This window comes from Halosolutus sp. DAT137, assembly GCF_059736405.1.
Map to the genome: position 1 here is coordinate 255,643 of NZ_JCAQID010000009.1, position 21,703 is coordinate 277,345.

The window sequence follows — 21,703 nt, forward strand, 5'->3', positions numbered from 1 at the left end:
ATCAATCGTCAGCGGGTGCCGCCGTCCCGCGTTCGACGTCGATGTTCCCGTCGTCGAGGTCGGCTTCGACGTTGCGGGCTGCCTCGACCATGTTCGCCATCTTGCCGTAGGCGACCTCGCGTGGGAGCAGTTTCACGCCACAGTCCGGCGAGACGACGAGCTGTTCGGGTGGAACGATCTCGAGTCCCTTTTTGATGTTCTCCTCGATCTGCTCGACCGACTCGACCTCCGCGACGTGGACGTCGGTGACGCCGAGAGCGAGGTCTGCGGTGAACTCGGGGTCTTTGAACACGTCGAGCTGGTCGTAGTCACCGTTGGCGAGTTCGAGGTCGAACTCGTCGACGGGGAACTCGAGGATTTCGGGGTAGATCCGCGAGTAGTCCCCGTAACAGACGTGCAGGCCGATGCGGACCTCTTCGGGGATGTCGGCCACGATATGTTCGAGCGCCTCGCCCACGATCGCGTGATCGTCGGGGGTCGTCGCGAGCGCGGGTTCGTCGATCTGGATGTAGCGTGCGCCGGCCTCGACGAGCTTTTCGATCTCTTCGTTGACGAGGTCGGCGAGTTCGAGCGTGAGTTCGTCGTCGTCCTCGTAGGCCTCGTTGAACGACCAGTTCGCGAGCGTGTACGGACCCGTGATGGGGACCTTGACTGGGCGATCGGTCGCCGCGGCAGTGAACTCGTACTCGTCGACGAGCCAGGAGTCGGTGTACTCGACGTCGCTCACGACGCTCGGTTTGTCGAAGTAGTTGTGCCCCCAGACCTTGACGGGGCCGTTGAACTCGTAACCCTCGATCCGGTGGGCGAAGAACTCGACCATCTCGTTGCGTCGCATCTCGCCGTCGACAACAACGTCGAGACCCGCGCGCTCGTGTTCGTTCGTGATGAGGCGGGCGGCGTCGTCTTTGGCCTCCTGATAGTCGTCCTCGTCGAAGCGGTGGTCGGGGTCCTGGTAGAGTTCCTTCGCGCGGTTCAACCACTTCGGCTTGGGGTAGCTGCCGACGACGGTCGTCAGCAGGAAGTGGTCGTGTTCGTGCTCGTCCGGCCGGAACTGGTCTCTGTTTTCGTTCGTCATGCTGCTTTCACCTCCGCGAGGTCCGCGGCCTCGGCAAGTGTCTCGAGTTTCTCCTCGTACTTGGCGTAGGGCAGGTAGAACGTCTCCGTGTTCGTCGTCAGGTAGGCCGTCTCGAACTCCGTGACGGGGATCTGCTCGAAGACCCAGTCGACGCGATCGCGGATCGCTTCGGGGTCCTCGACGAGCGTGTTCTGCCCGTCTGCGAGCCCGAGCGAGACGCTGTCGGTCGCGCCGTACTCCTGGATGTTGTAGAGGTTGTCCTCCCGGTTCGCGACGAAGTCGAAGCCGACGGCGTCGATGTCCGCGTCGAGCAGGTGGGCGTACACCTTCTCCTCGAGTGCGCCCCAGTAGGGCTGGACGACGACCTCGGCGTCGGTCGCGCCGGCGACCCGATCGATCGCGTCGCTCGCACGCTCGTCGAGACCGTCTTCGGGTGCGTTCTCGACGAGGGATGGTTCGAGCAAGAAGAGCGTCTCGTGGGCGGGGAAGGCGTCGACTTCACCTTCGAGGAACTCGGCGATCGCACCGAGGAACTCCGCTTCGTCGCCGTACTGTTCGTCGGTCGCGAGGTCGGCCAGCGAGTACGGGCCGGGGAGGACGGCCTGCAGCGCGTCGTCGTCGCCGAGCAGGTCGCTCGCGGCCTCGAGTTCGCCCGCAACGTCGCCCGAGAAGCCGAGGTCGTCGGTGACGACCGGCTCGCGGTAGAAGTTGTTGTTGTCGTAGTAGCGGACGATGCCGCGGGTGTCGACGGCGTCGTGGACGGCCAGCGGGTGGGCGAGCATGTCGTCCCAGCGCAACTGTCCTTCGCTGATGCGATCGAGTCCCGCCTCCTGCTGTGCCGTGATCACGTCCGCGCGAGCCTCCTCGTAGGTCGCAGTGATCTCCTCGTCCTCGTCACCGCTGATGAGGTCGCCTTTCTGGTGACCCTTGAGGTTCGAGAGGTCGTCTTTCGCCCAGTCCGGAAGCGGAAACAGCCCCGGTGTGGTCGAAACGTAATCGGTCATTCGTAGAACCGGCTAGGCTATACCGACGCTTAATATTTTCCATCCCGTCTAATACGCTGCAGTAATTCTTGCAGGTTCTTTCCCCGCCGCCATCGTCTCGGTCGCATCTCGCGTCGTCTCGATCGCGTCCCAAATCGATCGCTCGGGTCTGTTTTCACCGAAACAACGCGAGGACGGTCAGCGTCTCGAACGGGAACGACTCGTCGGTGATCGCAACGGCGCTGAACCCTTCCTCACCCGCTCGTTCGACTACCCCGTCGACCCCGGTGAGGCTGCTGACCAGCAGGTAGACGACGCCGTCCGGTGCCAACACGCGATCGACCGTGGCGAGAAACGGGTCGATCACGGCCCGCCCGTCTTCGCCCCCCGAAAGGGCGCGTTCCATCCAGTCGTCCCACTCGTTGTCGGGATCTGTTGGGAGGTACGGCGGATTGAACACCACGGCGTCGAACGAGTCGTTCGCGAAGGGTGTAACCAGGTCTGCCCGCACCGTTTCGACAGCCTCGCTTCGGGCTTGTTTGACGGCGTGTGGGTTCAGGTCCGAGGCGATCACGCGAGCGTTCGTCTCCGCGGCGATTCGCCCCGCGACGTACCCCGACCCGGTGCCGACTTCGAGGACGAGCGCGTCGTCGTCGAGTCGATCGCAGACGACGTCCGCCAGCAGCGCCGAATCTTCGGCGGGCTGATAGACGTCGGTGTCGAGTCCCCGTCGCTCCGCGAGGTCCATTTAGTTCTCCTCCGTGTGCGTCATTTCTTTGTTCGCGCTGTCGGCTCGGCCGTCGCCGGTCCGATCACCGTCTGGGTCGCCGGTCCGATCGCCGGCAATCCGGGCACCCGTCGCGTCGTCCGCGATCCGGAACCCGCCCGTTTCGGCGCGTCCGGAGAGTTCGCGCTGTGGATACGGGATCTTGATGCCTTCGTCCTCGAATCGCGCCTTGATGGCGTTGATCGCCGCGGTCCGGGCCTGCCAGCGTCGCCGCGAACTCGGCCTGTCGATCCAGAACCGGGCACCGAGTATCACGGCAGAGTCACCGAACGATTTCGTCACGACCGCCGGTGACGGAGCCTCGAGCGCGAGGTCGACCTCCGCGAGCGTCTGCTCTACGAGCACCGCGGCTCGCTCGATGTCCGTCTGGTAGTCGACGCCGATGTCGACCTCGATGCGAAGTCGGCCCCGTTTCGATCGGTTCGTTACGGTACTCGAGGCGATGACGTCGTTGGGGATCAGGATGTACTCACCGTCGAAGGACTTGAGGCGTGTGTTGACGATAGAGATGTCGGTGACGATGCCCTCGTCGTCCCCGACGGCCACCCAGTCGCCGATCTCGAACGGGCGCGCGAACATCAGGACGAACCCCGCGAGCATCGTCCCGAGCGTCTGGCGGGCGGCCATCCCAACGACGATACCGAGAAAGCCGGCCCCGACCAGGAGTCCACCCAGATCGTCCACCCAGACCCCGAGGACGACGACCAGCGCCGCCGACCAGAGGATCACCTGTGACAGCCGATGAGTAATCTCCCGCTGGTGGTCCGTCACCGCGGTTGCCGATCCGAGTACTTCCTCGATGATTCGCCGGACGAATCGCGTGACGATGTACGTCGCGACGAGTAGAATGAACGTGACGATCGCGCGGGCGATCGCATCGCCCCCGAACCCGTACTCCGCGATAGCCGTGCGGAGTTCGGCTGTCTGCCCCCAGACGCCGACGACGACTGCGAGACTCAGCAGGCAGCTTCCGATAAGCATCACCAGGGTGATGACATCGCTGTACAACGGTCCGGTCCGATCGGCGAGCCAGTCTTGTACCCGGCGGTAGGTGAGCAACACCACCACGAGGAATCCGAGGGCCGCGACCGTCACCGCGAGTTTGAGGTTTTGCGAATCGACCGTCTCCGACAGCCAGTCGAGTCCCGTTAGTACACCGTGCATGCTCTGTCTCGCCGTTCGACCGACTCTACCGTGCAGCTTTGAGTATCCGTCGGTCGGGACCGATCGATGTCAACTGATTCGGAACGACTGCGGCCGGTCGAGTCAAGGGATCCGGTATCGATCGAACACGTCGGCCCTGCGTCGATCGGTTCGACGGGTCCCGCGACCGATCCGGAGACCGGTTAGGCCGTCGGTGAACCGACCGCCGACGCCAGTTGAGCCAGTTCAGCGAACTCGATCGGAGTCACCGAGTCGGGTCGTTTCTGCAACAGGTCTGCCGACGCGTCGTCCACGACGGCGTCCGGATCGTCGAGACCGGAGATGTGGGCCGTATTCCGGATCGCGTTCCGGACCGTCTTCCGTCGCTGGGTGAACAGGGCCTTGACGAATCGGAGGAAGAACGCCTCGTCGTCGATTTCGTAGTCGGGATCGCGCGGCGTCAGTCGAACGACTGCGCTCCGGACCGCCGGCGGCGGCGAGAACGCTTCCTTCGGAATCGACTCGACGAGTTCCGGCTTCGCGTAGTGCTGGGTCGAAACCGAGAGACGCCCGTACTCGGAAGTACCCGGCTCAGCGACCATCCGCTCGGCAAACTCCTGTTGGAACATCAAGACGAGCGGCCGCTTTTCGGGGAGCAGCCGAAACGTAATCTCACTCGAGACGCCGTAGGGCAGGTTCGAGACCGACGCCGTAAACGCGGGGAGATCGACCTCGAGCGCGTCGCCTTCGATCACCGACAGTCGACCCGCTTCGATCTCGTCTGTGAACTCCTCGCGGAGAAACGCGGCGAGATCGGGGTCGCGCTCGACGACCGTTACTTCGTCTGCGATCGCGAGCAGCCGATCGGTCAGCGCGCCGGTTCCGCCGCCGATTTCGAGCACGTGTGCGGTGTCGGCGTCGGTCGCTTCGCTCTCGAGGTAGGTCGGCAACCGATCGAGCACCCGATCGTCGACGAGAAAGTGCTGATCGCGATTCGGATCGCCGCGGACACCTGCCCGAGCGATCAGTCCGTCTGGGTCTCTCATTGGCCGCGTTTGGAATGGAAGCGGTGTAAACGCACCGGCTTGGCGCTTCCCGGATCGGTCGCGACGGCACGATCACTCGATGACCAGGGACGCGACCTGAGAGAAGCAGTGGCCCGCTCGTCCGCTCACTGTGTCTGTTCGCGTCGCCCAACGAACGTCTGGTACTTCAGATCGTCGTCGCGGAGTTCCTCGATAATGCGCTCGACGAGGATCTCGTCGGGATCGTGGAGTCCGGAGACCCGTTCTGAGAGTTCCTCGAAGCTCTCGAAGGGCTTGCGTTTGCGTTCGTCGAGGATGCCGTTCCTGAGTTTCTTCCCGATCCCCGGCAGGAGGTTCAACTGGTGAAGTCGGAGCGTGATCGGCTGGGCGTCGTTGTAGAAGTCGACGAATCGCTGTTCGTTCTCCTCGACGAGGTCCGCGACGACGTACTCGAGTTCCGACTGGGCACCCGAGGACAGGTCCTCGTACTCGACCCGGTTCGCGTCAGTGACGATATCGCGCTCTTCGCTGGGTTCGACGACGACGTCGCTGCCGATCGTCAACCGCTCGTTTTCGTCGAACGCAACCTGATAGAGCTGGAAATCCGCCGTTCCGAGGGCGTAGCCTGCCGGTGACTTTTCGTACTGTGGACGTCCGTCGTCCGACAGTCCGTGCGCAAGGTAATCCAACACGACTGCGCGCCGAACGTCCGTCTCGTCGCTGTCGGCTTCGCTCATTAGTTGTCGGTACGGTGACGGCGTACTTAAAGAGTCGGCCCATCTTCACGGTCCCGGACGGTACGGCCCGTCTCGACCTGGGCGAAGTCCCCATCCGGACTGCTGTATGTCACTGCCAGCACAACCGCAACCCTTTGCGGTTGTGCCGCGAAATCGGCACAACAGACCGTATCAGCGGTACTGGGCGATGACGTTGAGAATCTCGTCGAGTTCGTCACCGGACAGCGAATAGCGCTGCTGGGCGTACACCGATCGCAGTTCGTCCCGATCGCGCGGCATGAGGTTCGCGATCTTGTAGGCCGTCGGTTCGTCGACCTTCTCGAGTTCCCGCAGGTCGTCGACCAGCGCCTGGGCGCTTTCGGGGTCGATGACGGCAAACCGGTTGACGTGTTCGATCGCTCGAGCGAGTTCGTAGCGCAGCTCGCGGTCCTCGTCCAGTGCTCGTTCGGCTTCGATGTCGGCGAGCAGCTCCTTCGTTTCCGAAATCGTCAGGAACTCCTCGTCGACGATCTCTTTGAAGATCGTCATGAGTCCTGACTCAGACGTCGACCGTGCTCTGGTCCTGGGCGCGCATGTGGGCGGCGGTCACGATCAGCGTCTTCTCTTTGCCGCGATCGTTGATCTGGACTTTGAACGCGTTCCCCTGTTTGCCGAGGACTTCGCCGGTGTGACCGTCGAAGCGCGGGTGGAAGCGTCCGTCGGGGACGCTCGGGTCAATCTTCAGGTGGACCTTCGAGCCGGCCTCGTACTGCTGGATCGCTCGCTGTGGCGGCGACGTACCGCGATCTCGTGGATCGTTCGATAGCTTGTTCCGGGTTCCCTGACGAGGGCCATTAGATTTCGGCATAGTCGTACGCCCCTCTTACTTGGTGATGGTTATAAAACGCACGTTCCACTTCCGTCGCGTCTCGAGTCGAACGGCCACGACGACTGTTCGTCACGCGGATGGGCCGCCGACTCGCTGTTGGGTCCGGAGCGTCGCCGTCCGAAGTTCGATCGCGCCCGTGACGAGGAGGACTCCACTGACGCTCGCGAGGAGCGCCGCGACAGCCGAGGGCGGTAACACGCCGATGCCGAACGTACCCATCAGCGCGCCGACGAGGAATGCGACGTGGATGCCGACGACGGCCACGATTCCCCACCCCTGTCCGACGGGGGCGAACAGGCCGCCGATCGCGACGGTCTCCCCGATCGCGTGTACCGAAAGTATCGCGAGGCCGACGAACCCCAGCGCGGCGCTCGCGGCGTAGATGCCCGCAACGAGGACGCCCTCGACGGTTCGGTGAAGCGCGACCGCTCCGAGTGCCGCGTCGGCACAGCCGTCGTGCGGGGAAATACCCCGGCTTCGGCCGACCCACGCGATCGCGCCGCCGAGGAGCACGCCCCCGATCGCGACGGCCGCCCGACCGTCGACCGCCGACAGCAGTGCCAGCGTCCCGAGAAGGACCAACAGCAGGGACATTCCGACGCTCGTTCCCGATTCGTGATCGTGGTCGACGGTGTGCGCGGCACGATAGTGGCGAACGGTGACGAGACCGATCGCGACGCTGACCAGCGTCACGAGTCCGATCGCCGCAAGAAACGGGATCGCGTGGCTATCGCTCTGTGCGCTCGCGCCCGTTTCGTGTGCACCGGCGACCGCCGGAAGTACCGACAGCGAGAGTGCGATCGAGAGCGCGAGCAGGGCGGGTGCGATCGTCGGGCGAATCGTGTTCATCGTGTACGGTCGTTCATCGGGTGCGGTCGTTCTTCGAATGGTGGCTATCGTGCGTGTCGCCGTCGGCCGCGTCGCGGGGCACCGCGATTGCGAGGCCGATAGTCGTGAGTCGGCGCTCCCTACATCCAGATGTCGCTCGTACAGTCGCCTTCTGGCCAGCGGATTTCGTGGGCGCGGGCCGGTCCCTCGGGGAGGTCACCGAAGTCGACCAGGAAGTCCTCGTCGAGGCGCATCGTTCCCTTGCGCGGATCGACGTCGACTTTCAACATCACCGACCCCTGATCGCCCTCCTCGGGGAAGAACTGGTTGTCCCAGGTCGAGTACAGCGACGTCGTGAAGTAGAGGCGCTCGCCGTCCAGCGAAAGCTGGAGCATCTGTGGCCCGGCGTTGATCGCGCGTCCCTTGACTTCCTGTCGATCGCTGAAGAGACCGCCGACGGAAACAGTGTCGGTGAGCCGCGGGTTCGACGGGTCGGAGATGTCGTACATGCGGACCTCCCCGTGGAGCCAGTTCGCGAAGAACAGGTACCGATCGTCCATCGAGACCACGAGATCAGTAATGAGGCCGGGAACCGGCATGTCCCAGTCTTCGTGCTCGCGCGGTTCGATGTCGATCACGTTGTCCGCGCGCCACTCATCACCGTCTCGGTACAGGTGGAACATGTTCGAGGAGAGCGCAGCGCCGACGTAGGCGTGGTCGGACTCGGGGCTGTGGAGGAATCGCACCTCGAGCGGAACCATTCCCTCCTCCCCGAGATCGATCGTCTGCTCGACCGTCCGGTCTTCCCAGTTCCAGATGTGGAGCTTCTGGCCGTACTTGCCGGCCTCGACATCCGCGAGGTCGAATCCGGGCTGGTAGGTCGCGGGGGCGGCCCACTCGGAAGAGACCATCACGTTACGACGCGGCTGGTACCAGAAGTCGTAGTTCATCTCGATGTCGCCGGGGGTGTCCCAGCGTCCTTCGACCTCGAAGTCCTCGTTGAGGAGGAGGAATCCGCCCGGCAGGTCGCCGTCGGCGTTTCCGAGCATGCTGATCATGATCTTCGCGTCCGGGATACAGTGGACGGTGTGTGGAGCCGACAGGTCGTGTTCGAAGACCTCCTCGGGTTCGATCACGGAGACGAGTTCGGGGTTCTCGCGATCCTCGGTGTCGACGATGTGGATCCGAGACGATCGGTTCCCGGGAACGACGAGGTATCGACGCTGTGCGCCCTCGACGTGACAGGACGACGAACACGCGTTCCAGCCGAAGTGGTGCAGTTCGTCGCCCTCTGTCGGCATCTCGATTCGATCGACGATCTCGCAGTACGTCGAGGAGTCGGGATCGACGTCCACGACGGTCAGCATGTCTGGGGCGTCAACATCCGTGCCGACGTAGAGGGCCGGAACGTAGGCGATGGTCTCGCGGGCCGCCTGTTCGATCGCGGCCTGGGGCGTTGCGTACCCCACGTCACTCGCGTGGTGGTCGTGACCGCCGTGTTCGTGGGTACCGGTCGTGTGGTTGGAACTCGATCCCATGGAGAAGATTACGCCGCGATCGATCATAAATGAATATTGCAGATATGTATGTACATGGTATCGATCCTGTGATTTAATAGTACTATTTCCCGGAGAACGGAGTCGGGTGGATCATCGCATTTCGTGAGTCCCGTCTCGTGAAAACGACGCCGATGGAGACCAGAGAGTCAACGCTTTCTCGTCTTCGTGCGAACCGTCGCGTATGCGCGATGACGAACGGCAACGTGACCAGGATGGTCCACGACAACGCGACCAGGATGGCCCAGGCGTACACGCACTCCCGATCGACGTCGAGTACGGCGGTTCCGAGATGACGATCACGCCGATTCTCGTCGAAACCGATCGCGGACTGGTCCTGATCGACGTCGGGCCAGAGAGGGCGGTCGATTCGCTACGAGTACACTTCCGTGGGCTTGGCTACGAGCTTTCAGATATCTGGCTTGTCGTCTGTACTCACCACGACGGCGACCACGTTGGCGGGCTGGCGACGCTGCTCGATCGCGTCGACGCGGTCGTCGCGGCCCACCGCGAGGAAGCGCCGTTCCTTCGGGGCGATCGGGAGCCTATCAAAGGCGATAGTGACGACTACGCGCCCGTCGACGTCGATATCGAACTCACAGACGGCGTTCGGATACCGACGCTTGCGGGGCCGATGGAGGTCGTCGCGACCCCCGGCCACACGCCGGGGCACGTCTCGCTCGTCTTCCGCGATGGCAGACTGCTGATCGCCGGTGACGCGCTCGTAGCGGACGGGACGGCTCCACTCGACGGGCCGAAACCCGAGTTCACACCCGACATGGAGCGCGCGATGGAGTCAGTGGGCCGCCTCGCGGACATCGATATCGAGCACACGCTGTGTTACCACGGTGGCTACGTCGACCGGGGGAGCGATCGGATCGCGGAAATTTACGAGTCGGGCCGGTGCTGACAGGACGAGACTCGCCGCCGTATCGTCCGCAAAGACGCCACGGTTGTCCGCCACGATCGGTGAAACGGAATTCTCATCGGCGTCCGGAACGAACCGCGACGTATGCAGATCGAACTCCGCGTCTGTCAGCACTGTCTCGACGGCGAGCACGGCAACGATCGACGCACGGAGGTCATCACCGACATGGTCGCCTGCGCCGAGCGGATCAAAGAGTACAAAGACGTCATCGACCTCGACGCCGTCCACATTCGGAAGGTCCGGGAAGACGAACCCGGCAAGCCGGCGTCGCTTCCCGTCGTTTCCGCGACGATTCAAAACAATCAGGTCGCCCTGAACGACCTTCAGCTCGTGACGCAGGGTCAGGACGGGAATATGCTCGTTTACGTCGATCCCCAGGACATCATGACGGTCCTGGCAGGCAACGTCGACGAGATCAGCAAGGCCGTCCCCGGCGACGTCACGGTCGATCTCTCACCGACCAGCGCGGAGATGATCGCGGACGCCGACCTGGGTGCCGAAGGGCCGAATACTGGCGACTCGTAACGGCCCTTGAGTTGTCGCGTCGGCCGATCGCGGTCGCGCGCTGTCGGCTCTCCCGGCCGAAAATCTGTGATGAAATTTTTCACAGGTTATTTGTCATCCTGTGACGAACCCCGAGATACGAGTGTCGATTGGTCGCCACGTCCGAGTACCACAGTCGTACTCACATCGAACGTGAGTGGCCGACCGACGACCGGAGAAATGCAATGACAATCTGTCGAGAAGCCGTCCATCACAAGCCGAAAAGTAACTACGCGTACGCCTACGACGAGACGACCGTCCACGTTCGTCTCCGGACGAAACGCGGCAACGTCGATCGGTGCCGACTCCTGCATGCGGACAAGTTCGACTGGCCGGACAGCAAGGAGCTGACGCCGATGGAACGCGTTCACAGCGACGAACTGTACGACTACTGGCAAGTCGCGGTCGAACCGGACAACCGCCGGCTCTGTTATGCCTTCCTCCTCGAATCCGGCGACGAGGCGCTATGGTACACGGAATGGGGCCTCGAATCGGGAGCCGAGAACGACCTTCCAACCGCGGGCACCGATCGGCCCCTCCACTACTTCGAGTATCCGTTTTTGCACCCCGTCGACGTCCACGAGCCGCCGGAGTGGGTCTCCGACGCGGTGTTCTACCAGATCTTCCCGGAACGCTTTGCGAACGGCGACCCGGCCCTCGATCCCGAATCGGTCGAGGAGTGGGGCGGCCGGCCGACGCGTGAGAGTTTTTTCGGGGGCGACCTGCAGGGGATCCTCGACAATCTGGACTACCTCGACGACCTCGGCATCACGGCGCTGTACCTGAACCCGCTTTTCGAGTCCTCGTCGAATCACAAGTACAATACGGCCGATTACCGGCGGATCGACTCCCACTTCGGCGACGAGGAGACACTACGCGACCTCGTCGACGCCGCTCACGATCGAGAAATCCGCGTCGTGCTCGACGCCGTTTTCAACCACTGCGGGCGGCAGTTCGCCCCGTTTCAGGACGTCATCGAGAACGGCCCCGACTCCGAGTACGCCGACTGGTTTCACGTCCACGAGTATCCGATCGAGTTCGAACCCCGGCCAAACTACGACGCGTTCGGCTTCGAACCCTACATGCCGAAGCTGAACACCGCAAATCCCGAGGTCAAGTCGTACCTTCTCGACGTCGCCACGTACTGGATCAACGAGATCGGTATCGACGGCTGGCGACTCGACGTGGCCGACGAAGTCGATCACCAGTTCTGGCGCGAACTCCGGACGGAAATCAAGCGAGCAGATTCCGACGCGTACATTCTCGGGGAGATCTGGCACGACTCGCGGGCCTGGCTGCAGGGCGACCAGTTCGACGCCGTGATGAACTATCCGTTCACGTATGCAGTATACGAGTTCCTCACCGACGAATCGATCGACGGCCAGACGTTCGCCGACAGGATTAGCCACATCCTCGTCCGCTACCCCGAGCAGGTCACCCAGGTCCTGTTTAATCTCCTCGACAGCCACGACACGCCGCGACTTCTCCGTCGCTGTGACGGCGACAAGCGAACGCTTCGATTGGCGCTCCTGTTGCTGTTTACCTACCGCGGGACGCCGTGTCTCTACTACGGCGACGAGGTGGGTATGACCGGCGGCCACGATCCGGATTGTCGCCGCCCGATGGTCTGGGATCGATCGGATCAGGACCGCAAACTGCGGCAGTTCGTCGCCGACCTCATCGAGTTGCGGACGGACCACCCGGCGCTCCGACGTGGGGCCCTTCGATTTGACGACGAACAGTGCCGAGACGATTGCGTCGTCTACCGTCGCATCGACGACGAAACCGGCGAGGAAATGACGGTCGCTCTCAACCGCGGCCCGGACCCGGTCGTCGTTTCGCTCCCGGCTACGGACACCGGAGAGCCGGAACTGCGGTTCCAGATCGGTGCCACCGAAATCCGACGGCAGGACGACGGTCAGATCAAACTCCCACCGACGTCGGCCGGAATCTGGCGCTAACGCCGATCGAACGCGGAACGGTACTCCGTTTTCCTGCGCGCTCGAGCTCGCTTCGATCACCGGCCGCGAGCGACTGGGACGCCCGATCGTTGGCGGTGGACTCGCACGGACTGCTGTCAGCGAGCGCCCGAGTGACCGCGAACCCGCTTGCACTCGCTCCGGCACGCACGACGGCGATACCTGACAGGACCCGAGCGGGTCAGCAGTCGCGACGAGGGGAGAAAATGACCACCGGGTAGCGGCCGATCGATCGCGCGGATAACGACGCAGAACGGGCGTCGAGAGGGTTAACCTTCCATTCCGCCGAAGGAAAGCCCGCTCTCGACGTAGCGCTGGGCGATGAAGTAGATGAACGCGACGGGCATCGCGAACAGGATCGCAAAAGCGGCGAACTCGGTCCAGGGCGTCTCGTACCGGCCGGCCGTCGCGAGCTGGTAGAGTTCGACGGAGAGGGTGTAGTTCTCCGGGCGCAACAGCGTCTGTGCGATGATGAACTCGTTCCAGCCGGCGAGCCAGGTGAAGATGAGGACGACCGCGAGCCCCGGCTTCGACAGCGGGATGATGATCTCGCGGATCGTATCCCAGAGCCCGGCTCCATCGATCATGGCGGCTTCCTCGTAAGACACCGGGATGTTGTCCATGTAGGTCTTCAGCAGCCAGATGTTAAACGGCAGTGCGGTCGCGGCGTAGAACACCCCGAGAACGACGAGATTGTTCGTGAGCCCGGCGGTAGAGAACAGGGCGTACAGGGCGATCAGCGCCGCGATGCCGAGGCCTGCACCGACCTGCGTGAACAGGACGTAGCCGTAGAGGATCTTCTTTCGTCCGAGGAACCTCCGTCGGGAGAGTGCGTACGCGCTCGGAATGATCATGGCCATGCCGACCGTGATGGTCACCGTCACGACGATGAGACTGTTTTGCAGCGCGTGCATGAAGTCCGACTCGACGAGTACCCAGTAGTACGCCCCGAATCCGAATTCCGATGGGCTCGGGAAGATTCCGTCCGAAGACATGAGCCGGGCGTTAGCTGCCAGCGACGCCGTGATAATCCAGTAGATCGGGAACAGCAACAACACCACCATGAGCGACGCTCCGATCGTCGCCCCGACGCTTTTGACCACGTCGGTGGTGCTTCGCTGTCCCGTCTGGACGTCGTACACCGCCGTCTGCATCGTTCGATAGACCCGGACCGGGGTCAGTACTGCCGTTTGCAGATCGGTCCGGGCCTTCTGGATGATCGATTCTACGAGACTCATTCGTCTTGCACCCCCTCAGCGAGGTTGCCGTACTTCACCGAGAGCCACATGAACATCCCGATGAAGACGATCGCGGTAACCATAATCGCGGACGCGATACCGTACTGCTGGAACGAAATCGCCTCGCGGTAGCCGTAGACGAGGATCAGTTCGTTCTGTCGGGCCGGGCCGCCTCTGTTGAACACCCACGGCACCAGGAACTGCTGGAACGAGGTGGCCGCGGTCAGAATCGATGCGAACAACACCGGCCGTCTGATCGCGGGTAGCGTCACAGTCAGGAATCGGTGAACGTATCCCGCACCGTCGACTTTCGCCGCGTCGTGAAGTTCTGCGGGCACGTCCTGAAGCGCGCTCACGATGATGATCACCATAAACGGATAGGCAAGCCAGGATTCCGTGACAACGTACGCGGCAAACGCCGACCATTGACCGGTGAGCCATCCGACCGGGATACCGACCAGCAACACCTCCGGTGGCGAGACGGTCGTCCAGACGACGATCGAATCGACGACGCCGGCTACCGATCGAACGAATCCGTTGTAATAAGAGAGGAAGACGTTGAACACCCCAAACCGTGCACTGGAGAACATTCCTCGCCAGACCGTGATCGTAAATATCGGAGGGAAGCCAAGTGGAATGATTACCGCCGCCCGCATGTGGCGTTTCCCCATCACGCGTGCGTGGTTCAACACGAGGGCGATTCCGGTGGCGAGAAATACCTTGACGATCAGCGAGGTTGCGACGAACAGCCACGTGGTACCCATCGACGTCCAGAACTGCGAATCGCCGAGTAACTCGACGTAATTGTCGACGCCGATGAGCTGGGAGCCGCCGCCGATAACTGTCCCTGCGTGGGTCGCGTCGGTCAACGAAATATAGACGAGATAGAAGATCGGATACAGCATAAACGCCGAGAACAGGAGGATCCCGGGGAGGACGAGTAGTAATGCCCAGTCTCGCCGCTTGAACGGAACCTCCGAGAGCAGGGACGGGATGCGCTTGTCAGTGCTGAGAGACGACATTGTTCGAGTGTTAGTCCCACGCGTCGCGGATCGTCTCGGCGGCCTGCTCGAGCGCCTCGCCCGGTTCCTGACTGTCGTTGAATACGCGAATCAGGGCGTCTTTCGTGGGCTCCCAGACCTGGTCCATCTTCGGATGGGCGGGCATCGGCGTTCCCATCTCGACGACTTCAGCGAACGTCTGGACCGCCGGATCGATATCTTCTTGCTGGGCGTGTTCGGTGTGGACGGGAATCATCCCGTGACGATCAGCGTTGTTGAGAATCACGTCTTCGGACGTGGTGTACCACTCGATCCAGTCGACGATCGCGTCGTACGTTTCTTCCTCAGCTTCATCGAGTGTCCCGCTGAAGTACCACATCTGGATTCCGGAGTACGGGCTCGGTTCGTTGCCGTCGACCGTGGGAAGCGTCGCCACGCCGACATCGATGTTCTCGCGGAAGCCACCGAGTTCCCACGGGCCGTTCATTGCAAACGGGGCGTTACCGTCGTTGAACACCGCAGTCTGTGCTTCGTATCCCGGATCTTCGGCCATATAGGGGAACATGGAGTCGTTCAGGAGTTCGAGTCCTCGAACGGTGTCCTCGTTTTCGACTCCGAGTTCGTCGGCTTCGGCGTCGTAGAGGTAGCCGCCAAACGCGTGGAACCATGCACTGCAGAAGTAGGTGTCGAGATTGTACGAAATTCCGTACGTGCCCTCGCCCTCGGGGTCGTGGTACTCCTCCATGATCGTCTCCATCTCCTCGACCGTCTCGGGCGGTTCGTCGACCATGTCCTTGTTGTAATAGAGCGTGACGGTCTCGGATCCAAACGGCAGGCCGTAGACACTGCCGTCCCAGGTGACTGCTTCCTGTGCACTACTGCTGAACGTCTCGAGATCGACATCGATGTCGTCGCTGGCGTCGTACAGGAACGGCGGATCGTCGCGCCCGGCGTAGCGACCGGTCCAGTCGTGGGCCCACGCCCAGGTATCCGGCCCGTCACCTGCAGGCATCGTCGTTTCAAGCTGTTCGTGCATGTCGCTGACCGACTCCTGGTTGAGTTCGTGACCTGTCTCGTCTTCGAATTCCTCGATGAAGTTCATCAGGTCTTCTTCCTGCGCTTCGCTCATGTCGGACCAGAGGCGGGGCCCGTCCTCACCGCCGCCAAGCAGGCTCCCGAGACATCCTGCGAACGCGCTTGTCGCTGCAATTCCACCGGCTCCCTTGAGTAGCTGTCGTCGATCCACTGTCATAGTGAATGTGTGATGAATAATGACTTCAAGTATTTAGTAGTTCGGGTGTGGTTCTTTCACACGCCCTTCAATCGCGCCCAAAATGCAAATTTCGGGTTTCTGAGTCACTATTACGACGTACGGGTGTGTCATTGGCGATCGTCTCTTTCCGCGTTTTCAAATCTATGACGAAATATTGCATCTACAATTGAGTCTCTTGGGAAAGAGTTATGTGGTAATTCCACACAGGATTAGCAAATGGCAGCGCTACGAGTAGAACGCCTACGGAAAGAATTCGATAGAGGATCGATCGTGGCGGTCGACGATCTCGATCTCACGGTGGAAGACGGCGAGTTCGTTACCGTCGTCGGGCCGTCCGGTTGTGGCAAGACGACGACGCTGCGGATGATTGCCGGGCTCGAACAGCCGACCAGCGGAACGATCCACCTCGGCGGAACCGACGTGACCGACGAGAGCGCGAAGACGCGGGACATCGCGATGGTGTTCCAGAACTACGCGCTGTATCCCCACAAGACGGTGTACGAAAACATGGAGTTCGGACTGCGAATGAGCACCGATCTCTCTAAGCAAGAGCGCGAGGATAAAGTCCAGTGGGTCGCGGAGATGATGGATATTGTCGATCACCTGGAGAAAAAACCCGACGAGCTATCCGGTGGGCAAAAACAACGCGTCGCACTCGGCAGAGCGATCGTCCGCGAGCCGAAACTGTTCCTGTTCGACGAGCCACTCAGCAATCTCGACGCGAAACTCCGGACCACGATGCGTGCGGAAATCCAGCGCCTCCAGGACGAACTCGGGATTACCTCCGTCTACGTCACACACGACCAGGAGGAGGCGATGACGATGGGGGACAAGATCGTCATCCTGAACGACGGAAACCTCCAGCAGGTCGGCAAGCCGAAAACCGTCTACGACAGACCAGCAAACGAGTTCGTCGCCGGCTTCATCGGATCTCCATCGATGAACTTCATCGACGTTACGGCTCGATCGTCGGGAGAGACGCTCGTGTTGACCGACGGCTCCGAATTCGAGTATCGGCTTTCTCCAGAGTACGCCTCGAACGTTGCGATCGAAGATGGCGACGACGCGACCCTCGGTATCCGTCCGGAAGACGTTCACCCGGCTGACCGCGGCCAGTCGGTCCGGGCGACCGTCGAGGTGCTCGAACCCGTCGGCAGCGACAACTATCTCTACCTCGACATCGCCGAGAATTTCATCGCTCGGGTGAACGCGGATTTCGAACCGCGAGTGGATGAAACCGTCGAAGTAACGTTCGACGAGTCGAAAATACGGCTCTTCGACGCCGAATCCGGGGAGTCGATGCTCCACTCGAGCGCGCCGATGCCGACGCCGAGTGCCTAACTTACAGCGGATGACGTTTCGCGGCATTCGTCCTGTCAGCCGATGCTTTCGTGTTCACCGACACGGATCGAGAGCGCTGCCCGCCGGCACAAATCGCGCACCGCCCGGCGACGACTCGTTCTACAGACGCTGCCAACGATCACACCAGTGAAAACGCGGACACGATGCCGAACTTCCGGCGTATCGTTACTCCTGTGTGGGAGTCTGTTCGCCCGCTGGTCCCTCGCGGACTGTCGTTTCTCCGATCGACGCGAGCGTACTCGCCGTCGCGAGGCGAATCGCGTGCGGCCAGCCAAGCGGCGTCGCGCTGTCGGGCATCCCGTCGTCGAACACCTGCTCGGGTAAGTACTCGCCCGGTCGTCGAAGCAGGCCGCCGGGTGCGACCAGCGCGAGGAGATCCCTGGCGGTGTCTGCCGTCGACTCGCGCTCTGGTCGATCGGCTTCCGCCAGCAGCTCCGTGAGTGCAGCGCTCGCGTGGGCCCCCCACGCGGTCGTCACGGTCCAGATCTTGGCCTCCTCTTGGCTCCGGACGCGCCACGGGTCCCCCTCGAAGCGGGTGACTCCCTCCACGGGACCGTCCGGATCGCGGTACAGCCCCTCGATCGTCGTCTCGACGTGTGAGACGAGTCGATCGAGTCGGTCGTCGTCGACGGATTCGATCGCAGCGTACGCCCGATGAGCGGACGCCAGCGCGAGCGTGCTGCCGTCGAGTCGATCGTCGAGGTCGTCGCCGTCGAGACGAAGCGCGTAGACGCCGCGTTCCGGAACCCAGAGCTCGTCGAGCGAATCGTAGACCGCCCGTGCGTTCGTTCGAGCGCGCGCAGCGAGGTCGTCGTCGACGGGGGCGCGAGCGATCGCGGCGTAGGCTTCGAGATAGGTTGCGGTCGTGTGCGTGAACCGGCCGGTCATGTTCTCCCAGGCGTTCTGGACGCGTTCCGGGAGTCCGTCCTCTCCGAGCGTGTCGTCTAGCCCGTCGAGGGCGGCGGCAAGCGCCTCCTGTACGCGGTCGTCGTCCGGATCGACCTCGTGGAGATACGTCGCGAGAAACGCCGCGACGCTCGCGGTCTGGTCCGCCTGGTAATCGTCCGACCGCGCTTCCTCGACCCGCGCGTTCGCCCATCCGGGTGCGAGGTTGCCGTTGTGGGGCCAGACGCGGTGTGGCCAGGTTCCGTCGGGGAGTTGCGCCTCGCAGTAAAATCGGGCGCTGGCTTCGTGCCAGGCGTCCAGTTCCAGTCCCGCCATCTCGTCCGCCTCGAGCAGGAACGTCGAGATTTCGCCGTCGTCCCGGAACCAGGTGTAGCCGTAGCCCCCGGTGTACCGATAGAAGGGGTCGAATTCGGGACCGGCGATCCGCGAACCGGACGATGCTCGCAGGAGTCCGAGCGCGCGCAGGTCCGCGAACGGGCGATCGATCGGGGTCGACGATTCGGGACGAAGTTCGCTTGCCTGTCGGGTACCAGTCTCGATTAGCGCCTCGCCAGTGTCGTGATTCGCGACGCACGTTCGGACGCGTTCGAGTGCGCCGGTTCTGTCGCCGTCGGTGAGCACCGTCGCGACGGTGGCACTCGGCCGGTCACCGGAAAGCGTCACTGCCGCGTTGATGATCGGCGTGAGTTGGCCGCCCTCGTAGCGGTGGTCGTCGTCGGGTCGCGGAAAGTCGACCGGTTCCGTGCCGACGATGTCCTCGAACCGTTCGGGGACCTGGCCCGTCACGGAGAGGTCGGTCGAGGCGGCGAGGAAGTCGTGTTCGCGATCGTGGTAGACTTCGACCGCATCCTCGTGTCGGAGTTGACCGATCCGACCCGCGCGTCCGTCTGGTGCAAACCCGACGCACAGGTGGAGCGTCGGCGGTTCGTCGATCGGTTCGCTGGCCGATTCGAGTTCGACGCGAGTCACGTGACAGGTGCCGATCGTGAGGTCGGTCTGGACGCACGTGTACTCCGCGCTGTCGTGGACGGTTTCGACGACGGCCGTCTCCGGGACGTACCGTTGCTCGCCGCCTTCGAACCAGTGAACTGCGCCGTCGATTTCGATCCCGACCCGCGATCGATCGATCCCGGAAAGCCCGGAGAGCGGATAGGAATAATCTCTAATCGAACCGTCGGGCGAGACGTGCACGAGTCTGTCGTCGAGACCGGAGAACAGTCCCGTCGTCGTTCGAAATTCGCCGGGGAAACGGTGTGGATCCCCCTGAGAACGTTTAAAGTCGTCGAGAGCGGCGTGCAGTTCCATCGTTTCGACTGTTCGTCCCCGCGCCATTAAATCTTGTTGAAAAATGTGTTCTCACTTTTCAATCCGGTGTCGGTCGATCGGTTCTACCCCCTTTCCCCAATTGCGGCCGGTGCGGATCCGTCGGTGGCGAACCCGAACCCTGACAATCGTTAGCCAACCCGGAATCTTTTACCCTGACAGCGACGATCTGTGACGTAATAACCACTCATGGATGACGACGACCTTGCCGATCTGTTAGAACGGTTCGGCCTCTCCGAAAAGGAGATCGACACCTACCTGGCGATTCTCGAGCACGGCGAATCGAAAGCGAGCACGATTTCCGATGCCGCCGACGTTTCCAAGCGCTACGTCTACAGCATCAGCGAAGAGCTCGAAAAGCGTGGTTTCGTCGAGGTCGACGATCACTCGGTGCCGACGGTCATCCGCCCGGTCGATCCCGATGCGATCGTCGATCGGCTCACGAGTAGCGTCAAGCAGATCGAACCGGAGATTCGATCGCGATACACCACGACCGAGCGCACTGGCGAGCAGTTCGAGGTGATCAAATCCCGCCAGACCGTGCTCAAACGAATCGAGAGTCTGCTGGCAACCGCCGAGATGGAAGTTACGCTCTCGCTGCCGGCCGAGATCCTCCCGCGAATTCGATCGACGCTTCAGGAGACGGCCGATCGTGGCGTCCTCGTGTTGCTCTTGCTCGCCACGGCGGACGACGAGAGCCAGGACATCGCCTCACTCGCCGGGACGGCGAGTACCGTCCGCACGTGGAACGCGCTCGTCCCAACGATGCTGACGGTCGATCGCCGGCACGGTTTGCTCGCACCCAGCCAGATGCTCACCAGTTCCACGAGCGATACGAAAGCGATCTCGCTCTCACAGGAACAGCTGGCACCCGTTCTCGCGGGTTCGTTTCTCGCGAACTACTGGCCCACCGCCGAGGAGCGATACGTGACCGCGGCCACCGAACTCCCTCAGACCTACGAGGGATTCCGAAACGCCGTCTTCCAGATCGCGCTCCACCGCGCAGCCGGGACCCGCATCGAAGCGACCGTCACCGGCTCGCCGGTCGGCGACGATAGCCTCCCGTCCTCGCTGACCGGGGAAGTCGTCGACGTTCGCCAGAGTCTGGTCCGTCCCGTCACCTCGACGCTCCCGATCGAGAACGCCTTCGAGATCGAAGTCGACGGCGGTCGGTACGCGATCGGTGGCGGCGGAGCCTTCCTCGAAGACTTCGAGGCGGAGTCGGTCACGATTCGCGCGCTCGACTCGTAAGTTAATGTGCTACTCGGAATCGACGAAGGCGCTGACACTGTTTCGGTTGTGAGTGAATTTATTGGATCGGGGGCAGAAGAACACCTCACGATGCAACCGACCACCACACGCCCGACAGCCAGACGCCAACTCACGATCGACCAGCCAGCGACCGAACCGCAGGGGCAACGATGACCAGCAAAGCAACGATCAAAGAGCGGATCGTAGACAACGGCGTCATTGCCGTCATGCGCGGCATCGATGCGGACGACACCGTCCCGGTCGCGCGCGCCCTCTACGATGCCGGCGTGGGCACGCTCGAGATCACCGCCGACGAGCCACACGCGGGCGAAAAGGTCGCCGCGATCGATCGCGAACTCGGCGATACGGACGCCGTCGTCGGCGCTGGCACCGTCCTCGACGCGGCCAGCGCCCAGTCGGTGATCGACGCCGGTGCCGAACTCGTCGTCTCACCACACACCAGCACGGACGTGATCCGGACCTGCAACCGCCACAACGTTCTCGCCGCGCCGGGCGTCATGACGCCCACGGAGGCCGTCACCGCGATGGAATCCGGCGCGGACGTCCTGAAGATGTTTCCGGCTTCGACCGTCGGTCCCGGCCACATCGGGGCGCTCGGCGGCCCGCTTGGAAACGTCGACATCATTCCGACCGGCGGCGTCTCGCCGGACAACGTCGCGGACTATTTCGACGCCGGCGCGGTCGCCGTCGGTGCCGGCGGCTCGATTCTGAACGACGACGCGATCGCCGACGGCGATATGGACGGCGTCCGGGAGACGGCCGCCGAGTTCGTCGCGGCCGTCGTGGACGCCCGAAGCGACTGATCACGACTATCGAACGACCGGTACGCGTTCGATCAGGTGGGTACTTCATCGATCGGCCCGTATCACGAAACGT

The 21,703-nt window shown here is 62.6% G+C and carries 20 protein-coding genes; 6 read left to right on the top strand and 14 right to left on the bottom strand.

The window, feature by feature from the left end; all coding sequences use genetic code 11:
• Position 1: 1 nt before the first annotated feature.
• From AC6I6L_RS16510 to AC6I6L_RS16555, 10 genes are all read right to left on the bottom strand, one after another.
• Positions 2-1,075: a methionine synthase gene (locus AC6I6L_RS16510; RefSeq protein ID WP_497918865.1), complete on the bottom strand. Its 1,074-nt coding sequence runs from the start codon at positions 1,073-1,075 to the stop codon at positions 2-4.
• Entirely contained in the window at positions 1,072-2,079 is a 1,008-nt protein-coding gene (locus tag AC6I6L_RS16515) for a 5-methyltetrahydropteroyltriglutamate--homocysteine methyltransferase (RefSeq protein ID WP_497918866.1), read from the bottom strand. Before AC6I6L_RS16515 ends, AC6I6L_RS16510 begins: the two co-directional genes overlap by 4 nt.
• 154 nt (positions 2,080-2,233) lie before the next feature.
• Positions 2,234-2,806, bottom strand: a complete 573-nt coding sequence (locus AC6I6L_RS16520; RefSeq protein ID WP_497918867.1) for a HemK2/MTQ2 family protein methyltransferase — start codon at positions 2,804-2,806, stop codon at positions 2,234-2,236.
• Complete coding sequence (locus AC6I6L_RS16525) at positions 2,807-4,009, bottom strand: mechanosensitive ion channel family protein (protein ID WP_497918868.1); 1,203 nt, start codon at positions 4,007-4,009, stop codon at positions 2,807-2,809.
• A 182-nt stretch (positions 4,010-4,191) separates the two neighbouring features.
• Positions 4,192-5,034 (bottom strand): 16S ribosomal RNA methyltransferase A, encoded by an 843-nt coding sequence (locus AC6I6L_RS16530; protein ID WP_497918869.1) that lies wholly within the window; start codon positions 5,032-5,034, stop codon positions 4,192-4,194.
• Between the two features lie 125 nt (positions 5,035-5,159).
• Positions 5,160-5,750, bottom strand: a complete 591-nt coding sequence (locus tag AC6I6L_RS16535; protein WP_497918870.1) for a DUF655 domain-containing protein — start codon at positions 5,748-5,750, stop codon at positions 5,160-5,162.
• A gap of 171 nt (positions 5,751-5,921) precedes the next feature.
• A complete protein-coding gene (locus AC6I6L_RS16540; protein ID WP_497918871.1) occupies positions 5,922-6,278 on the bottom strand; it encodes an RNA polymerase Rpb4 family protein in 357 nt (118 codons plus the stop codon).
• Between the two features lie 10 nt (positions 6,279-6,288).
• A complete protein-coding gene (locus AC6I6L_RS16545; RefSeq protein WP_497918872.1) occupies positions 6,289-6,597 on the bottom strand; it encodes a 50S ribosomal protein L21e in 309 nt (102 codons plus the stop codon).
• Positions 6,598-6,687: 90 nt separating this feature from the next.
• Entirely contained in the window at positions 6,688-7,467 is a 780-nt protein-coding gene (locus tag AC6I6L_RS16550; protein WP_497918873.1) for a hypothetical protein, read from the bottom strand.
• A gap of 119 nt (positions 7,468-7,586) precedes the next feature.
• Positions 7,587-8,984, bottom strand: a complete 1,398-nt coding sequence (locus AC6I6L_RS16555; RefSeq protein WP_497918874.1) for a selenium-binding protein SBP56-related protein — start codon at positions 8,982-8,984, stop codon at positions 7,587-7,589.
• Between the two features lie 202 nt (positions 8,985-9,186).
• On the opposite strand from AC6I6L_RS16555, the gene AC6I6L_RS16560 reads away from it, so the two are divergent.
• The 3 genes from AC6I6L_RS16560 to AC6I6L_RS16570 all read left to right on the top strand — a co-directional run bounded on the left by AC6I6L_RS16560 (position 9,187) and on the right by AC6I6L_RS16570 (position 12,434).
• Positions 9,187-9,912 (top strand): MBL fold metallo-hydrolase, encoded by a 726-nt coding sequence (locus AC6I6L_RS16560; protein WP_497918875.1) that lies wholly within the window; start codon positions 9,187-9,189, stop codon positions 9,910-9,912.
• Between the two features lie 102 nt (positions 9,913-10,014).
• Positions 10,015-10,455 (top strand): hypothetical protein, encoded by a 441-nt coding sequence (locus AC6I6L_RS16565; RefSeq protein WP_497918876.1) that lies wholly within the window; start codon positions 10,015-10,017, stop codon positions 10,453-10,455.
• A gap of 203 nt (positions 10,456-10,658) precedes the next feature.
• Positions 10,659-12,434: a glycoside hydrolase family 13 protein gene (locus AC6I6L_RS16570; RefSeq protein WP_497918877.1), complete on the top strand. Its 1,776-nt coding sequence runs from the start codon at positions 10,659-10,661 to the stop codon at positions 12,432-12,434.
• 287 nt (positions 12,435-12,721) lie between these two features.
• Here the strand turns inward: AC6I6L_RS16570 and AC6I6L_RS16575 are convergent, their stop codons facing one another.
• From AC6I6L_RS16575 to AC6I6L_RS16585, 3 genes are read right to left on the bottom strand one after another with little or no spacing between them, the layout of a single operon-like run.
• On the bottom strand, positions 12,722-13,690 hold the full coding sequence (locus tag AC6I6L_RS16575) for a sugar ABC transporter permease (protein ID WP_497918878.1): 969 nt from the start codon (positions 13,688-13,690) through the stop codon (positions 12,722-12,724).
• The gene (locus AC6I6L_RS16580) at positions 13,687-14,712 is read right to left on the bottom strand and encodes a carbohydrate ABC transporter permease (RefSeq protein WP_497918879.1); all 1,026 of its coding nucleotides are present in this window, start codon (positions 14,710-14,712) and stop codon (positions 13,687-13,689) included. Before AC6I6L_RS16580 ends, AC6I6L_RS16575 begins: the two co-directional genes overlap by 4 nt.
• 10 nt (positions 14,713-14,722) lie before the next feature.
• Entirely contained in the window at positions 14,723-15,943 is a 1,221-nt protein-coding gene (locus tag AC6I6L_RS16585) for an extracellular solute-binding protein (protein ID WP_497918880.1), read from the bottom strand.
• 237 nt (positions 15,944-16,180) lie between these two features.
• Between AC6I6L_RS16585 and AC6I6L_RS16590 the strand changes: the two genes are divergently transcribed.
• A complete protein-coding gene (locus tag AC6I6L_RS16590; RefSeq protein ID WP_497918881.1) occupies positions 16,181-17,305 on the top strand; it encodes an ABC transporter ATP-binding protein in 1,125 nt (374 codons plus the stop codon).
• 186 nt (positions 17,306-17,491) lie between these two features.
• On the opposite strand, the gene AC6I6L_RS16595 is transcribed toward AC6I6L_RS16590, so the two are convergent.
• Complete coding sequence (locus tag AC6I6L_RS16595) at positions 17,492-19,537, bottom strand: DUF7997 domain-containing protein (RefSeq protein WP_497918882.1); 2,046 nt, start codon at positions 19,535-19,537, stop codon at positions 17,492-17,494.
• 207 nt (positions 19,538-19,744) lie between these two features.
• On the opposite strand from AC6I6L_RS16595, the gene AC6I6L_RS16600 reads away from it, so the two are divergent.
• Together AC6I6L_RS16600 and AC6I6L_RS16605 are read left to right on the top strand one after the other, a co-directional pair.
• The gene (locus tag AC6I6L_RS16600) at positions 19,745-20,806 is read left to right on the top strand and encodes a TrmB family transcriptional regulator (protein ID WP_497918883.1); all 1,062 of its coding nucleotides are present in this window, start codon (positions 19,745-19,747) and stop codon (positions 20,804-20,806) included.
• A 170-nt stretch (positions 20,807-20,976) separates the two neighbouring features.
• Complete coding sequence (locus AC6I6L_RS16605) at positions 20,977-21,630, top strand: bifunctional 4-hydroxy-2-oxoglutarate aldolase/2-dehydro-3-deoxy-phosphogluconate aldolase (protein WP_497918884.1); 654 nt, start codon at positions 20,977-20,979, stop codon at positions 21,628-21,630.
• Positions 21,631-21,703 lie beyond the last annotated feature (73 nt).

Bases quoted from the DNA above. Each gene is read 5' to 3' on its own strand.
- AC6I6L_RS16510 (WP_497918865.1), bottom strand. From the start codon at position 1,075: ATGACGAACGAAAACAGAGACCAGTTCCGGCCGGACGAGCACGAACAC.
- AC6I6L_RS16515 (WP_497918866.1), bottom strand. From the start codon at position 2,079: ATGACCGATTACGTTTCGACCACACCGGGGCTGTTTCCGCTTCCGGAC.
- AC6I6L_RS16520 (WP_497918867.1), bottom strand. From the start codon at position 2,806: ATGGACCTCGCGGAGCGACGGGGACTCGACACCGACGTCTATCAGCCC.
- AC6I6L_RS16525 (WP_497918868.1), bottom strand. From the start codon at position 4,009: ATGCACGGTGTACTAACGGGACTCGACTGGCTGTCGGAGACGGTCGAT.
- AC6I6L_RS16530 (WP_497918869.1), bottom strand. From the start codon at position 5,034: ATGAGAGACCCAGACGGACTGATCGCTCGGGCAGGTGTCCGCGGCGAT.
- AC6I6L_RS16535 (WP_497918870.1), bottom strand. From the start codon at position 5,750: ATGAGCGAAGCCGACAGCGACGAGACGGACGTTCGGCGCGCAGTCGTG.
- AC6I6L_RS16540 (WP_497918871.1), bottom strand. From the start codon at position 6,278: ATGACGATCTTCAAAGAGATCGTCGACGAGGAGTTCCTGACGATTTCG.
- AC6I6L_RS16545 (WP_497918872.1), bottom strand. From the start codon at position 6,597: ATGCCGAAATCTAATGGCCCTCGTCAGGGAACCCGGAACAAGCTATCG.
- AC6I6L_RS16550 (WP_497918873.1), bottom strand. From the start codon at position 7,467: ATGAACACGATTCGCCCGACGATCGCACCCGCCCTGCTCGCGCTCTCG.
- AC6I6L_RS16555 (WP_497918874.1), bottom strand. From the start codon at position 8,984: ATGGGATCGAGTTCCAACCACACGACCGGTACCCACGAACACGGCGGT.
- AC6I6L_RS16560 (WP_497918875.1), top strand. From the start codon at position 9,187: ATGCGCGATGACGAACGGCAACGTGACCAGGATGGTCCACGACAACGC.
- AC6I6L_RS16565 (WP_497918876.1), top strand. From the start codon at position 10,015: ATGCAGATCGAACTCCGCGTCTGTCAGCACTGTCTCGACGGCGAGCAC.
- AC6I6L_RS16570 (WP_497918877.1), top strand. From the start codon at position 10,659: ATGACAATCTGTCGAGAAGCCGTCCATCACAAGCCGAAAAGTAACTAC.
- AC6I6L_RS16575 (WP_497918878.1), bottom strand. From the start codon at position 13,690: ATGAGTCTCGTAGAATCGATCATCCAGAAGGCCCGGACCGATCTGCAA.
- AC6I6L_RS16580 (WP_497918879.1), bottom strand. From the start codon at position 14,712: ATGTCGTCTCTCAGCACTGACAAGCGCATCCCGTCCCTGCTCTCGGAG.
- AC6I6L_RS16585 (WP_497918880.1), bottom strand. From the start codon at position 15,943: ATGACAGTGGATCGACGACAGCTACTCAAGGGAGCCGGTGGAATTGCA.
- AC6I6L_RS16590 (WP_497918881.1), top strand. From the start codon at position 16,181: ATGGCAGCGCTACGAGTAGAACGCCTACGGAAAGAATTCGATAGAGGA.
- AC6I6L_RS16595 (WP_497918882.1), bottom strand. From the start codon at position 19,537: ATGGAACTGCACGCCGCTCTCGACGACTTTAAACGTTCTCAGGGGGAT.
- AC6I6L_RS16600 (WP_497918883.1), top strand. From the start codon at position 19,745: ATGGATGACGACGACCTTGCCGATCTGTTAGAACGGTTCGGCCTCTCC.
- AC6I6L_RS16605 (WP_497918884.1), top strand. From the start codon at position 20,977: ATGACCAGCAAAGCAACGATCAAAGAGCGGATCGTAGACAACGGCGTC.